This is a genomic window from Chryseobacterium glaciei, from assembly GCF_001648155.1.
In the GTDB taxonomy this organism is placed as follows: domain Bacteria; phylum Bacteroidota; class Bacteroidia; order Flavobacteriales; family Weeksellaceae; genus Chryseobacterium; species Chryseobacterium glaciei.
Genome location: NZ_CP015199.1, coordinates 2,796,416 through 2,811,556 on the forward strand (window position 1 = coordinate 2,796,416; position 15,141 = coordinate 2,811,556).

General features: G+C 32.8%; 11 protein-coding genes. 4 read left to right on the forward strand and 7 right to left on the reverse strand.

Annotated elements, in window-relative coordinates:
* The first annotated feature begins 123 nt into the window (after positions 1-123).
* Positions 124-696, forward strand: coding sequence for a YceI family protein (locus A0O34_RS12460; protein ID WP_066755077.1), 573 nt, complete (start codon positions 124-126; stop codon positions 694-696).
* Positions 697-884: 188 nt separating this feature from the next.
* Here the strand turns inward: A0O34_RS12460 and A0O34_RS12465 are convergent, their stop codons facing one another.
* The 6 genes from A0O34_RS12465 to A0O34_RS12490 form a co-directional block, all read right to left on the reverse strand.
* Positions 885-2,579: a bifunctional alpha/beta hydrolase/class I SAM-dependent methyltransferase gene (locus A0O34_RS12465; RefSeq protein ID WP_066755080.1), complete on the reverse strand. Its 1,695-nt coding sequence runs from the start codon at positions 2,577-2,579 to the stop codon at positions 885-887.
* Positions 2,580-2,581: 2 nt separating this feature from the next.
* The gene (locus tag A0O34_RS12470) at positions 2,582-3,952 is read right to left on the reverse strand and encodes a phosphatase PAP2/dual specificity phosphatase family protein (RefSeq protein ID WP_082891154.1); all 1,371 of its coding nucleotides are present in this window, start codon (positions 3,950-3,952) and stop codon (positions 2,582-2,584) included.
* Positions 3,865-4,617 (reverse strand): SDR family NAD(P)-dependent oxidoreductase, encoded by a 753-nt coding sequence (locus tag A0O34_RS12475; RefSeq protein WP_066755084.1) that lies wholly within the window; start codon positions 4,615-4,617, stop codon positions 3,865-3,867. Before A0O34_RS12475 ends, A0O34_RS12470 begins: the two co-directional genes overlap by 88 nt.
* Positions 4,618-4,796: 179 nt before the next feature.
* On the reverse strand, positions 4,797-5,834 hold the full coding sequence (locus A0O34_RS12480) for a patatin-like phospholipase family protein (RefSeq protein ID WP_066755086.1): 1,038 nt from the start codon (positions 5,832-5,834) through the stop codon (positions 4,797-4,799).
* Positions 5,835-5,837: 3 nt separating this feature from the next.
* On the reverse strand, positions 5,838-6,641 hold the full coding sequence (locus A0O34_RS12485; RefSeq protein ID WP_066755088.1) for a phosphatidate cytidylyltransferase: 804 nt from the start codon (positions 6,639-6,641) through the stop codon (positions 5,838-5,840).
* The gene (locus A0O34_RS12490) at positions 6,631-7,233 is read right to left on the reverse strand and encodes a CDP-alcohol phosphatidyltransferase family protein (protein WP_066755090.1); all 603 of its coding nucleotides are present in this window, start codon (positions 7,231-7,233) and stop codon (positions 6,631-6,633) included. The genes A0O34_RS12485 and A0O34_RS12490 overlap by 11 nt, the downstream gene beginning before the upstream one ends.
* A 152-nt stretch (positions 7,234-7,385) precedes the next feature.
* On the opposite strand from A0O34_RS12490, the gene A0O34_RS12495 reads away from it, so the two are divergent.
* Both A0O34_RS12495 and yidC read left to right on the forward strand, forming a co-directional pair.
* Positions 7,386-8,993, forward strand: coding sequence for a CTP synthase (locus A0O34_RS12495; protein ID WP_066755092.1), 1,608 nt, complete (start codon positions 7,386-7,388; stop codon positions 8,991-8,993).
* Positions 8,994-9,170: 177 nt separating this feature from the next.
* Entirely contained in the window at positions 9,171-10,967 is a 1,797-nt protein-coding gene (gene yidC / locus A0O34_RS12500; protein WP_066755093.1) for a membrane protein insertase YidC, read from the forward strand.
* Between the two features lie 116 nt (positions 10,968-11,083).
* Here yidC and A0O34_RS12505 read toward each other — a convergent pair whose 3' ends face one another.
* Complete coding sequence (locus A0O34_RS12505; RefSeq protein ID WP_066755094.1) at positions 11,084-11,668, reverse strand: ribonuclease HII; 585 nt, start codon at positions 11,666-11,668, stop codon at positions 11,084-11,086.
* 512 nt (positions 11,669-12,180) lie between these two features.
* Between A0O34_RS12505 and A0O34_RS12510 the strand changes: the two genes are divergently transcribed.
* A complete protein-coding gene (locus A0O34_RS12510; RefSeq protein WP_066755095.1) occupies positions 12,181-15,141 on the forward strand; it encodes a SusC/RagA family TonB-linked outer membrane protein in 2,961 nt (986 codons plus the stop codon).

Consider the following 15,141-nt stretch of genomic DNA (forward strand, 5'->3'; position numbering starts at 1 on the left):
GTTAATTCTAGATAAATTTTCGCAAAAATAAATTCATCTAAAATCAAAAACTAACATAGATCAATGTCAGGTAGTTTTTTACGACCTACATTTGCCATAAGATTAATCTAAAATAAATATATAATGAAAAAAGTATTCTTAACTTTTGTATTCGCTTTACTAAGCGTTGTGGGATTTGCACAAACAGGCTGGGCAGTAGATCCAATGCATTCTTCAGTGAATTTCAATATCAAACATATGGGAATCAGCTTTGTACAAGGTAGATTTGATAAATTTGACGGAAAAGTAGCCGCTAGTAAAGAAGGTGGTTTAGATAAGGCAGAGTTTAGCTTCTTTGTGAATACATCTTCTGTAAATACAGGTGTTGAAATGAGAGATAAGCATTTGCAAAGCGCAGATTTCTTTGACGCTGAGAAGTTTCCTACAATGAATTTTGAAAGTACTTCTATCACAAAAGAAAAAAATAATACATACACTTTAAAAGGTAAATTAACCATTAAAGATGTTACTAAAGAAATCAGTGTTCCAGTAACTTACGGTGGAATTACTAAAAATAAACAAGGAAAAGAAGTGATGGGTTTCCAGACAAAATTTACGGTTAACCGTTTAGATTATAACATTAAATATGATCCAACTGGTGCTGGCGTAGCTAAAGACGTTGACGTTAACTTATATTTTGAGTTAGCTAAGCAATAATTTTCATATAAATTTGGTTTAAGAAAAGGCTTCTCAATAATATTGGGAAGCCTTTTTATTTGAATATTTACCACAAAGGTTTTTTAATAGTAGTTTTAATCGTTTTCATTCAATTTTTATCGAAGATAAAAATCCTTGCGCCTTAAAAAACATCAATGATTATAAATTTGCGTCTTTGCGTTTAAAACTTAAAAATTAACCTTTCCAGAAGACACCGTAAAAATTCCAAAATCATCGATCAGCATGTTCTCTTTCTGAATATTGTTGAAAGCCATCATTCTGTCAAGTTCTTTTTGCGAACGTCTTCTCATGATCCAGTCTTTATTTTGATGATTATTCAACACATAAGCGATCATTTTTAATTGTGGATGCCAAGGCTGTCCCGTATAAACAATGAATGAATTTTGTTCTGAAATAGAATTGATTCCCTGAATGGCTTTACTCGCCATTTCATTATCTCCGAAAAGCTCTAAAATTCCAGAAACTATTGTAATATTAGGCTCAAAATCTAATTTTTTATACGTTTCAGGGTCAAAACAATCAAAATTAGTAAATCTGATGTTTTGATATTTCTTGTCCTGAATTACTTTTTCTCCAATCTCAATATTTGCTTTTATAAATTCATTGATAACGATTTCAGCTTCAGGATATTTTTCTTTAATATCGAATAAATAATTGCCAGTTCCGCCCGCAATATCAAGGATTTTTACTTTTCTTCCTTCTTTTTTCAGACTTTGAATTTTTTGTTCTAAAAGCTTAATCAAATGCTGTTTTCTGATTCGAATTCCCGTCCAGCCGATAGCTTCAAGATAGTTTTTATCCATCATTTTTCCGAAACCTAATTTTCCTTGAGGCTGATTATGATAGACATAATCCAAAGAAGCTCCGGAATCAAAACCATGTTTCAGACCGATCTCCATTCCTTTACTGATCTTTCCTATAGTGTTAAGAGACCATTTTTGAAATTTAAAGTTGAGATTATTACCTACATTATTTTGAAGATCTTGATATTCTTTTACAGAAAATTTATCGGGTGAAAGTGATCCTTTTTTCTGAGTTTGATTAAAACATTTTTCAGCAAAATCTTTAATTTTATCATAAACCAATTCTTTTCCTGTATCAAATAAAATTCCATGGAAAAAGTTGGGAAGGACTTCGTATTTTTTTAAATCTGTATCTAATTTATCATGGAAAATTTTCTGATCTTTATTAAAAACAACATGATCTTTTTCAGCAGATAAAATAAGGGTAGGTGTATCAATTGCTTCTGCATCTTCTACCAAACGTTTTCCTGCTTTTGCGAGATCGATCAGTAATTCTGCGTCAATAGATCTTGTGATCAACGGATCTGTATCGTAGGCTTTTTGTTGTTCAGGATCGTGAGTCAGCATCGTTGATTTTACATAACTTTTGATGATCAATCCTTTCTTCAATTTTGTTCCTAAAGTGATCATTTCATTCGCCAAAGGAACGATAAGATTAATTCTGAAAGCAGGTGCCAAAAGAGCCATTCCTGCAATATTAGGCGCAAAATCATGAGCCCAGGCCGAAGCGACAACGCCACCAATACTGTTGGCAAGTACGAAGATATCGGAAATTTTCACTTCATATTTTGACTGTAAAAATTTTGAAAAAGAATCCAGATCACGAACATAATCCATAAAAATGGAAGATGTTGGCGTTTTTGTATGGCCATGCCCGCGAAGGTCGAACGCAAAAATATTGTAGTCTGAAAATTGTGGTGATTGTGCGATATCGTTCAGTCTTTCAGAATGTTCGTGTCCGCGATGGATAATGATGATACTTTTTTGTTGAGGTTGATAATTCCACTCGCGATAAAAGATTTCGCTTTCATCAAAACTCTTAAAATTTCCGCTGTTCATATTTAAATTTTTTTCAGAAAATCGTAGATGTAAGAATGAATGATTGCATTCTTATTCAGGACTTTCATATTGGTTATTGCTTGGTCTAGAGGTAAAGATAGAATATTTTTCATTACTAAAATTCCGATGACAGAACTTCTGGTGTAGCCCATCGTACAATGAATCAATATTTTCCCGTCTTTCGGTAACTGATGATAATTTTCTGTGATTTTTAGAACTAATTTTTTCGTTTGATGAATATCCAACATCCCAATATCTAAAAAAGGAACAGAATAATAGGTGGATTTTTCTTTTATTTCAGAATTTTCTTCTATTTCGGATGAGAGATCGTAGATGAAAATATTTTTATTAATTTCAAAATCTTGCAAATCCTTTTTATCAGGTTTTGACGAAATATAAATGTTGTCTACAATTTCTAATGGTCGTTTATTCTTTCGTAAAAACTTCCAAAATATCCAATAAATTAATGAATAAGGAAAGTAAAATATCTTTTTGAAGAAAGAAATGTTTCCGTTATTATCTTTTAAAAAGTGAATATTATTTTTTTGATATTGATAGCCAACTATGATCATAACGAGAGCCATCCACAAAAAAATCAACCAATATGCATGTGAAAATTTATACAATAATAAAGAGACTGAAACAATGATCCAACCTAGTAAAAAGTAGAAATTAGCGACTTGAAAATTCCTATATAAAAAGTTGTTTTTCTGATAAGGAAATATGATGAAGCTAATATGAGCCAAGATAGTTCCTGAGATAATATCAATCAAATGATGTTGATAAGTTGTTAAAGTAGAAATTCCTATAGCAACGAGCCAGATCATTAAAAAGATTCTCCATTTTTTTAAATTTCTAAAAACGCTCCAAAAAATAAAGGCATACACAATATGTAGGGACGGCGCTTGGTTGAAAGGCGAATCAAAAGTTGTTAAAAACTGAAATGAATATCCGAAAATAGAATTATTGACTTCCGGTCTCTGTAAAGAAAATTTTAATGGAAATAATAAAAAACAAATTCCGGCAACAACAGTTACAAACAGCATTCTTTGAGTCAGAACTTTGAGTTGTTCTTTCGTATTACAAAAGAAAAAAACGGAACAAAAAAACAGTCCGCTTGTCATATAAGGTATGATTGTCCAAGGGAGAAACGGAATATATTTCTCAAAATCAAAAACAAAAGAAGGAACTTTTTCAAGCCTTGAAACATACCACGCTGTATAATTGTAAACAATCATGAATACAACAGAACAAAGCAACAATGCATAGATTTTATGCTTAAATTTTAGTCGTTTTTCATCCATTTTGCCTTTCTGAACATGATAATATTTAATAATGAAGAGGGAAGGATGGATAATGACTTCATCATCCATTTCATTTTTGCAGGGAAAATAATTAATTTTTTTCGCTTTTCAATAGCGTCCGAGATTGTTACTGTAGCAGTTTCAAGATCAGTAAGAAATGGTTTTTTGCTTAAATCATTATCGTTAAGCTGTCTCAATTTCAAAGTATCAACATAACCTGGAGCAATCGTCGTTACAGATATCCCAAACGGTTTCAAAGCTCTACGATAAGCATCTGCAATTTGGATCACTGAACGTTTAGTCTTGGTATATAAACTAGAATTTTCATAGTCCATAATCCCTGAAACGGACGCGATAACAGCAATGTTTCCTTTATTTTGACCTTTCATTGCTTTTCTTGCCACCTCGAAACAATTTACAGTTCCTAAAATGTTAGTTTGTAGCATTTCTTCAGCTTCTTCATAAGAAATATTTCCGGCAACATCTTCAGCATAACTTCCGGCGCAATTGATGAAAATATCAAGATCCTTATTTTGTAGAAAATCATTTACTGCCGAAAAAATTGAGTTTATATCACAAACATCTGCTTGAAATATTTTTAAATTTTTTGAACTGTTTTCAGGGGTTTTAGTTAAATCCCTTCCGCAAATCCCCACGCAATATCCTTTTGAAAGATAATACTGAGCAAGAGAATAGCCGATTCCCGAAGTTCCGCCTGCGATAAAAACGTTCATGAGCGTGTTGTGATTTTCAATTTTAAGTAAAAATAGATTTTATTTAATAATGGAAATCTTATTTTTTAAAATTTAGTTGTAAAAGTTTTAATGTTTAGTTTGCAAACCCATGTCAAGGTTCAAAACCTTGACATGGGTTATAAATGCCGGTTTTAGCTAAAAACGTATGTGTTTTCAAATTATATTTTTAAACTTTTCATCGTCTGGTCAAAACCATATTGCCATTGAATTTCCATATCTTTTACAAATTGTTGATGACTTTTTGGCAAAGAAAGTTCAATCTCAAGTTTTTTCCAATTGATGCTTTTTTTGATATAATGTCCTTCCAATTTTTGCTTGATGTCATTGGTGTCAATTTCAAAATCTGGTGACTGTTTTTCAATTTCTTCCAGCCTTTTATTTCCGCTATATCCTAAAACGGCACGAACAAAAGCCTCTTCAACAGGAGTATAAGATTGTTTTTTTTCAATAATAACTTCTTCTGCAAGATGCTTTGCCAATTCAATGGGAATGAGGTCAATAGCACCGCCAGCAAAATATTTTCCCTGAAATGAAGCGGGAGCAACATAAAACATATCAGAAACAGAAATTCTTGTGCTTGTCAACAAAGAAACATTAGTTCTTATTTTGGGAACTTCTTCGACGGCACTGTGTTTTATATTTTCAGAATTAATGATGAGCTGTTGCGGAATTATTTTCTTTGCTGTTTCAGTATCTGTGAAAATTGTTTTTTGATATAATTTTCGGTTATTTCGTTTTTGTCCAATTTCTATTGAATCAAAATTGAGTTGTGAACCGATAATTAAAGTCGGAATTTCTTGAGAAAATTGTGCGTTTTTTAATGAAGGAAAATCTTCGGATAAATCCTGATTCATTTCAACCAGATATCGATTAAAGACATCTTCAATATAAGGAGCGTTCTTTTTATCGAATATTTTTTTTAAAGAGAAAAGTCCGATTTCAGAGAGCTTTTTTTGTTTTGTTAGTGTTGTTTTGGATACAAACTGAAAATATTCTTCGGATTGTAAATATTCTTTTCTTGAAAGATTGTCGGGGAAAGCATTGATGATAGTTGCTGCAAAAGCTCCACCACATGAAGCGATAAGAACATCGGGTTTCATTTCTAGTTTTTCCAATGCTGCAAACATTCCGAGGTAGATCATTAATCTTGTTCCACCTCCTGAAAAAATCAAAGCTCTTTTAAATTTTTCGTTCATTTTTTACATCTTTAAAAGAAATGGAAGTATCCAGAAAAAAATTGGAGCATTAAAAATCAGGCTGTCCATTCTATCTAATAAACCACCATGTCCGGGAAGTAAATTTCCGGTGTCTTTTACGTCTGTTTTCCTTTTTAAATAAGACATGAAAATATCTCCACAAAATCCTGAAGTTCCCAAGATGAAGCCTAAGATCGTATTGGTAAGAATAGTGGAATTCAATAAAAAGAATCCTAAAATATTACTTAATATAATCGTCAAAAATACTCCTCCAATAAAACCTTCCAAGGTTTTATTAGGACTGATCTTCGGAACGATTTTATGTTTTCCAAAGAATTTTCCCATTAAATATTGAAAAACATCATTGAGTTCAGTGACAACAACAATAAAAATGATTGAATAAATTCCGGAAATATTTTCTCTAATAAAAGCTAAATGTGGAAAAGCAAAAAGGCAAATTAGCAAAGCAGTTAGAATTCCCAAGATTTGTTTTCCGGATGATTTTAAAATTGAAAAATATAAGATTATAATGATTGATAGAGCCAAACTGTAAAGGAAATAATTCTCGATATTCAAAAAATACAATAAAAAGAACTGTGAAACACCAACGAAAATTGAAGGAATCATTTTGTTTGTATTCACGTTGAACATTCTCAAAAATTCAAAAAAACATTGAAAACTGATCCATGAAACAAAGATCTTCATTGCTAAAGGATGAGAAATTCCAAGTGCAAAAACTAGGATAATGTAAATCCATGTTTTTACACGTAAAGGAACGTCTGCAAATTTATTTTCTTCAGGCTTCATGGAGAGAATTTTTAAGTCGGGTATAAGTACTGATAAGAAGTAATAAAATAATTAGCCCAAATATATATTGAGAATAATTTGAAATATTCACTCCAAAAAATGCGATCAAACCATATAAACCTAGAATCAAAGCACGGTCACTTTTCCCCATTGGTCCATCATAACGGCGTTCTTTTCCGACAGCTTTTCCAATCAATCCTGCAAATTCATTAATAATGCTTAAAATAATAAAGACGATAATTAAATATAAACTCTCCGGCTGAAATTTTAACAAAGGAAAAAAGATAATCACATCAGAAACAATATCGCCGATTTCATTCAAAACTTCACCTAATTTAGTCGTTTGATTGAATTTTCTTGCCATCATTCCGTCCAGCGCATTCAAAGCCATTCTTATCAGTAATCCGATCGGTAAGCTAAGGAAAAACCATTTTGAAATATCGGCATTCCAAAATAGGACTCCAATAATAACAGATAATAAAATGGAACTGATCGTAATTTGATTCGCTGTAATTTTCTTTTTATTTAAAAATAATAAAATAGGAGTGAGCAGCTGCTGGAATTTTGGTTTGAGTTTATATACCGAAATCATTATGGTTATGGCTTTTTGTGTTTGTTGAGATCAAATATAGATAAATTTTTTCATCAGGATTTATAAATGATAGAAGCATGTTTTACAATTTCATAAAGGTAAAAAATTGCTTTGTGTTTCTTTTTCCCCTAACTTTGCACAAACCTAATCTAATGAGTAAAAAGAATACAAAGTACATCTTTGTGACAGGAGGTGTAACTTCATCTTTGGGAAAGGGAATCGTTTCTGCTTCTCTGGGACTTCTACTAAAATCACGTGGCTTTAATGTAACGATCCAAAAACTAGATCCTTATATCAATATCGACCCAGGAACATTAAACCCTTATGAGCATGGAGAATGCTATGTAACCGAAGATGGTGCGGAGACGGATCTGGATTTAGGTCACTATGAGCGTTATTTGGACGCTCCAACTTCTCAAAATAACAACGTTACGACAGGAAAAATCTACCAAACTGTAATTGATAAAGAAAGAAAAGGAGATTTCCTTGGAAAAACAGTTCAGGTAATTCCTCATATCACGAACGAAATTAAGCGTAGAATTAAAATTTTATCTAAGCAGAACTACGATATCATTATTACTGAGATCGGAGGAACTGTTGGAGATATTGAATCTTTACCATACATTGAAACTGTTCGTCAGTTGAAGTGGGAATTGGGAGAGAAAAATTCTATGGTGATTCACTTGACTTTATTGCCGTATTTGGCTTCAAGTGGAGAATTAAAAACTAAGCCATCTCAGCATTCTGTTCGTCAATTGATGGAAAGCGGGATTATGGCAGATGTTTTAGTGTGTAGAACCGAACACAATATTCCAAAAGATCAGAGAGCGAAATTGGCTCAATTCTGTAACGTTTCTTTAGATAATGTGATTGAATGTAAAGATTTGGAAACGATCTATGAAGTTCCAATGTACCTTCAAAAACAAAATTTTGATGATGTAGTTTTAAAAGAATTAGATCTTAAAAATGATAAAGAAGCTGATCTTAAAGACTGGAAAACGTTCCTTAAAAAATTCAAAAACCCTAAAAGAACGGTAGAAATTGCCTTAGTAGGTAAATATATTTCTCTGCAGGATTCTTATATTTCTATTGCCGAAGCTTTCAAGCATGCAGGAGCAAGTCTTGAAACTGAAGTGAAAGTAAGATGGGTTTACAGTGGAGATATTACTGCCGAAAATATCAAAGAAACTTTAAATGGTGTTGATGGAATTCTTGTTGCCCCAGGTTTTGGTGACAGAGGAATTGAAGGTAAAGTTCTTACGGCTCAATATGCAAGAGAAAATAAAGTTCCGATGTTGGGAATCTGTTTAGGAATGCAGATCATGACGATTGAATTTGCGAGAAATGTTCTTGGACACGCGAAAGCGAACTCAATGGAATTTGATACTTCTACACCAGATCCTGTAATTTCAATCATGGAAGAGCAGAAAAATGTAGTAGATAAAGGAGGTACAATGCGTCTTGGTGCTTGGAAATGTTCATTGAAAAACGCTTCTAAGTTATATGATATTTATGGAGCTAAAAATATTTCTGAAAGACACCGTCACCGTTATGAATTCAACAGTGATTACCTTCAGGAATTCGAAAAGAATGGTTTCTTAGCAACAGGAACAAACCCTGAAACAGGATTGGTTGAAGCATTAGAAATGCCAGATCATCCGTTCTATGTTGGGGTACAGTATCATCCGGAATACAAGAGTACGGTAACAACACCACATCCTTTATTTAAAGCTTTTATTAAGGCTTGTGAGAAAAAATAAGGTAATTATTTAATTACAAACGTCATATATTAAACTCAGGTTGATTATTATCAGCTTGAGTTTATTATATAGTAATATATTATAGGATAGAGTTTTGATAAAAAAACAGTATTTTTGTCGACTCGAAATGTAGCATGGCTACATATTTAAATAGGTAAAAAATTTAATTAAAATAAAATGCAACAGAACAACGGACTCGATAAAAGTCAAATGATTAGTTTTGCGGTTTTATGTTTGGTACTCTTCGGTTTTATGTTTTATTTCCAAAACAAACAATCGAAAGAGGAAGAGGTAAAAGCTCAGCAACAAAAGACTGAACAAGTTAAAAATGCTGTAAAACAAACTCAGGCAAGCAATATCAATCCAAATGTAACTCCTACTGCAATTCAGACTGCAAATTTGGCAAACAATGAATTGAAATTGGAATTTTCAAGTTTAGGAGGACAAGTTTCTAAAGTAGAACTTTTAAAATATAAAGCTTACGATCATAAAAATGACAGAGCTGATCTTCCTCTTTATCTGATCACTAAAAATAACTCAAACTACGGTTTCCAGTTTAAAGATAAAACAGGTAAAGTAATCAATACTAAAGATTTAGTTTTCTCTCCAACAGTTAAAGGAAATGCTGTTACGTTGACGGCTAACTATAACGGAGCTATTATTCAGTTCATTTATACCTTATTAGATAAATACACGGTAGATTTCAAAGTAAGATCTCAAGGTCTTGCTAAAGTTACTTCTGATACTAAAGCAGATTTTATCTGGGATTACAGTGTAAGAAACTTAGAAAAAGGTAGAGCTCAAGAGCAGTCTCACTCAGAATTCTCATACGCTTTCAATAATTATAAAGATTATGATTATGACGGAAGAACCACAATGGAGGAAGAAAAAGAAACCCTTAACTGGATTGGTGTAAAACAACAGTTCTTCTCTTCAGTAATTGAAGCTAAAAACGGATTTACACACAGTAAAGGAAATCAGGAGTCAATTGAAGAAGGAGAATATTTGAAAAAACTAAACTATGAAGGTTTCGTTCAAATGACTGGAAGTGAATTGAATCAAGACTTTACTTGGTATTTCTTACCTTTAGATTTACCGTTGTTAAAATCATACGATAAAAACTTTGACGAGATCTTACCATTAGGATGGTCATTAATAGGGTGGATGAATCGTGGATTCTTCATGCCGATGTATAATCTAATTGCCTCTTGGGGAATTGCAGCAGGTTGGGTGATCTTCTTAATGACGATTATTGTGAAGCTGATTCTATCACCAATTATGTACAAACAGCATAAATTGAGTGCAATGATGAAAGTGATTCGTCCTGAAATTGACGAAGCTAACGCAAAATTCAAGGATGCAGATCCTATGAAAAAACAACAGGCTACAATGGAAATCTATCGAAAGGCAGGAGTGAATCAGATGGCGGGATGTCTTCCGGCATTGGTACAGATTCCGATTTTCTACGCCTTATTCCGTTTCTTCCCGAACTTTATTGATTTGAGAGGACAAGGATTTTGGTTTGCAAAAGATTTAACGGCTTATGATGATTTAATTAAATTGCCATTTAAAATTCCTTTCTTGGGAGATCATTTAAGTGTATTTGCTTTAGCATGTACAGTGGTGATTTTAATCTATACAGTAATGACTTCAGGAAATATGCAACAGCCTCAGCAAGAAGGTATGCCTAACATGAAAGTGTTAATGTATATTTTCCCTGTTACGTTCTTATTCTTCTTGAATACTTCGGCGTCTGGTCTTTCTTGGTATTATTTTATCTCGAATGCGATCAACATCTTAATTATTTTGGTCATTAAGTATGTAATCTTGGATGAAAAGAAAATTCACGCGCAGATTCAGGCTAATAAGGAAAAACCAAAAACAGAAGGTAAGTTCCAAAAGAAAATGCGAGAAATGATGGATAAAGCTCAGCAACAACAAAGTACAGTGGAGCAACAAAAGAAAAAGAAATAATATTTGTTAAAACATAAAAAGGAGTAGATTTATCTACTCCTTTTTTGTTTATTTAGATATAATTTAAATTAAACTATGTTTGATTTGAAAATCCATAATTCATCCATTCCAAGTCTTTAATCATATTTAAGCCTGAAAGATTGTCTGTGATATTTCGTCGGACCGTGCTTTATCAGGGCTTCCTGATGCTTTTTTGTAGCATATCCGAAGTTGGTGTTCCATCCGTATTCAGGATGCTCTTCATGAAGCTCAATCATCAATCTGTCTCTATAATTCTTTGCTAAAATAGATGCCGCCGCAATCGATAGTACCTTTGAATCTCCTTTAATAATACATTGGTGGGGTATGTAATTGTAAGGATGAAATTTATTTCCGTCTACTAAAATAAGTTCAGGTCTTATCGTTAGTTTATCCAACGCTCTGTGCATTGCATGAATGCTGGCATTCAATATATTATGCTGATCTATAAATTCCGGAGGAAGCTCTGCAATTGCATAACTTTTAACATTCTCTTTAATATAGTCATCGAGCTCCATTCTGGTTTTAAAATTTAACTTTTTAGAATCATTAACTAAATTTTGCTTAAAATTATCATCCAAAATGACAGCCGCTGCCACCACCGGACCACATAAACATCCTCTTCCGACTTCATCACACCCTGCTTCGATATAAGAGTTTGACCAGCTTTTTAGTAAATCCATGAAAATCTATATAAAATATTGAGGGATAAAATTAAAACAAAATATACTTTACTCCATAACAGGTTATAATATTTATATGAAAAATAACAAACTTGATTAAAAAGGAAAAATTTGAGTTTTATTATTCCGCTTTGGCCTCAATATTTTTTCTATTTGGTGGAGGCTATGACGATTCTTGTGTAAAAAAAATATATGCATAGCATTGATTTTTTTTAGTGTAATATTCACTTATTAAAGATTAAACAGTGTAAGGTGTTGAATACTAGGTGTTAATTGGGTTTTGTCTACTTGGTGTTATAGATTAAATCAATAATATTAATTGTTATTGTATTTCAAATAAAAGTAATGTTAAAGTGTTTTGTTTTTGTTAAAGAGATACGTTTTAACTTAATTTAATGTTTTTAAACGTTGTTTTGTTGATAATATTTAAATAATTGATATTTTTTTAACATTTTCCTTTGTGTTGTTAATAAAGTTTTACAAATTTGTAGGGTACAAAAAAATAATTTGATATGAAGAAACTAACAGCAGGTGTGCTTGTCTTAGTGATATCTTCGTCTTTGGCTGTTGCTAACGCTCAGGAAAAGAAGAAAGATACTCTAAAAACACAAGACATCGAGGGTGTGGTAGTAACTGCACTTGGTATTAAAAGGGAGAAAAAATCTCTTGGTTATGCTTCGGAAGAGGTTAAAGCTGCAGAATTAACTGGCGGAACTACAAATACAGGTAACGTAGCAGCACTGCTTTCTGGTAAAGTTGCTGGTTTACAAGTGAATACGAATAATAACTTCGGAGGATCTTCCAACTTACTTATCAGAGGTTATAAATCTTTATCCGGAGGCTCACCACTTATTGTAATTGATGGTTCGCCTGTTAATAACAATACAGCAACAGGAGGTCCATTTGATTATGGAAATTTCCTCTCAGATATTAACCAAGAGGATATAGAGTCTATCAATGTACTTAAAGGAGCTGCAGCGTCTGCTTTATATGGTGAGAGAGGAAGTGATGGGGTTATCTTAATTGTTACTAAAAACGGAAGAGGAAAAGATGATGGAAGTTGGGGAGTTACCCTGACCTCTGGAATTACTGCTGGTTTTGTCGATAAGTCTACTTTTCCAAAATATCAGGATAAATATGGGGCTGGATATGGAGGAGAGTCTTGGAATGAAGATCCAGGTCCTGGAGGATACAATTATGCTAACTTCGGAGATGATGCATCTTACGGACCTGCATTTGATCCTAAACAATTAGTATACCAATGGGATTCATTTGATCCTTCTTCTCCAAATTATGGAAAAGCAACTCCTTGGGTAGCTGCTAAAAATGGACCTGTCAAATTTTTTGAGACACCAGCTACTTACGTTAATACCATTAGTCTTGAAAAAGGTGATAAAAAATCTAACATTTCATTGGCATATACCAATATGCTTTCTAGTGGTTTACTACCAAATTCTGAGCTAAGAAAAAATACGGTATCTGCAAAGTTTAATTATGATTTCACCGATAAATTGCATGCATCAGTTTTTTCTACCCTTACATTACAAGATACAAAAGGGAGAAACGAAACAGGGTATTCTGAAAATATCGTTTCTGGATTTAGACAGTGGTGGCAAACCAATGTAGACGTTTTAGCATTAAGAGATGCATATGCAAATAATGGAAATAGCAATTTTTCTTGGAATAGAACCTCACCTGATAATGGAACACCTCAATACTGGAATAATCCTTATTTCCAAAGGTATCAGAACTATCAATCAGATAGTAGAACAAGAACATTTTCTTATGCTCAGTTGAAATATGACATTTCTAAAAACTTTGGTATTACCGGTAAAGTATCCTATGATGACTTGCAGATGGTTATTGAGGAGAGGCTAATGAACGGGTCTATACCTCAGGTTTTTGGAGCATCTGGACAAACTGTAGGATCAGGATATGCTAGAACTAATGTAAAGAATACAGAAACTAATTTTGATTTAATTGCTAATTATAAATTCGATATTACTTCTGACCTAAATGTGAGTGGTATTGTTGGAGGGAATGTGAGAAGAAATTTAATAGATAATATATACGCTAGTACAGAAGGAGGGTTGTCTAAACCAGGATTGTTTGCATTGTCTAATTCTTTAGGGGAAATGCTTGCACCTGATGAGACTTACGCACAATTTGTTACTTCAAGTGCCTATGGAACAGCTTCTTTTGGATATAAGAATTTCTTGTATGTAGATGGAACTTACAGAGTAGATAGAAGTTCCAACCTTCCAAGTGCGAACAATACCTATGATTATTATTCAGCTACTGGGTCTGTAATTCTTTCAGAATTATGGAAACCGTCTTGGTTAAGCTTTTGGAAAATAAGAGGAAATTATGCAGAAGTAGGTTCTTCTACGACTAATTATAGACTACAAAATACATTTAAAGCTAGAGGTGGAGGATTATTTAATCAGCCTTATTTCCTAGCTAATCCAAATTTAAAACCTCAGAGATCTAAGGAAACTGAATTTGGTATGGAGGCTAAATTCTTAAAAAATAGACTAGGTTTTGATGTTGCAGTATATAAGACAAGAACATTTGATCAAATTATTAATCTTCCTGTTTCTTCTGCTACAGGGTACAGAACTTTCTTGGTAAATGCAGGACAAATTGATAATACAGGGGTTGAAGTGCAGCTAAACGGTACACCTATTAAAACTAATAATTTTACATGGGATGTTGATGTAAACTGGTCTAAGAATCAAAATAAAGTAATTTCATTAAACGGAAATTCTCAGAATTATCTATTGGCAACTTATCAAAATGGAGTATCTCTCAATGCTCGTGTTGGTCAAGCTTTTGGTGCTTTAGTAGGATCGGACTATGTATATGATGCTAATGGGCAAAAAGTAATTGATGAAGAGACAGGGAATTATTTAATAAATAATAATCAGGTAATAGGTAATATTACACCAGATTGGATTGGAGGGATTAGAAATAGTTTTCGATATAAAGATTTTTCATTCACTTTCCTTATTGACGTGAAGCAAGGTGGAAGTGTATATTCTGCAGATATGGCATATGGAATAGAGGGAGGACTTTATAGAGAAACAGCTGATTATAGAGAAAGTGGCGTAATCAATCCAGGAGTTAATCCTAATGGAAACATCAATACAACACCTACAAGCGATCCTGGGATAAGTGGAAATGTTGATGGATATAACGTTATGCCTCAGAAGAGGTTTGTGTATGATGCTTCTTATGTAAAATTAAGAGAGGCAAGTATAGGATATAATTTGCCAAAATCTCTATTGGCAAATACTTCTATTCGAGATGCGAAAATTTCTATTGTAGGAAGAAACCTGTGGATTATTCACAAAAATTTACCTTATGCAGATCCTGAAACAGGAGAAGGTAATGGCCTAGCCTCTAAGGGACAGTCTATAGGTTCGTTACCAACGACGCGTGATATAGGTATTGATATAACTTTTAAATTCTAA

Bases quoted from the DNA above. Each gene is read 5' to 3' on its own strand.
- A0O34_RS12460 (WP_066755077.1), top strand. From the start codon at position 124: ATGAAAAAAGTATTCTTAACTTTTGTATTCGCTTTACTAAGCGTTGTG.
- A0O34_RS12470 (WP_082891154.1), bottom strand. From the start codon at position 3,952: ATGGATGATGAAGTCATTATCCATCCTTCCCTCTTCATTATTAAATAT.
- A0O34_RS12485 (WP_066755088.1), bottom strand. From the start codon at position 6,641: ATGAAGCCTGAAGAAAATAAATTTGCAGACGTTCCTTTACGTGTAAAA.
- A0O34_RS12495 (WP_066755092.1), top strand. From the start codon at position 7,386: ATGAGTAAAAAGAATACAAAGTACATCTTTGTGACAGGAGGTGTAACT.
- A0O34_RS12505 (WP_066755094.1), bottom strand. From the start codon at position 11,668: ATGGATTTACTAAAAAGCTGGTCAAACTCTTATATCGAAGCAGGGTGT.
- A0O34_RS12465 (WP_066755080.1), bottom strand. From the start codon at position 2,579: ATGAACAGCGGAAATTTTAAGAGTTTTGATGAAAGCGAAATCTTTTAT.
- A0O34_RS12510 (WP_066755095.1), top strand. From the start codon at position 12,181: ATGAAGAAACTAACAGCAGGTGTGCTTGTCTTAGTGATATCTTCGTCT.
- A0O34_RS12490 (WP_066755090.1), bottom strand. From the start codon at position 7,233: ATGATTTCGGTATATAAACTCAAACCAAAATTCCAGCAGCTGCTCACT.
- yidC (WP_066755093.1), top strand. From the start codon at position 9,171: ATGCAACAGAACAACGGACTCGATAAAAGTCAAATGATTAGTTTTGCG.
- A0O34_RS12475 (WP_066755084.1), bottom strand. From the start codon at position 4,617: ATGAACGTTTTTATCGCAGGCGGAACTTCGGGAATCGGCTATTCTCTT.
- A0O34_RS12480 (WP_066755086.1), bottom strand. From the start codon at position 5,834: ATGAACGAAAAATTTAAAAGAGCTTTGATTTTTTCAGGAGGTGGAACA.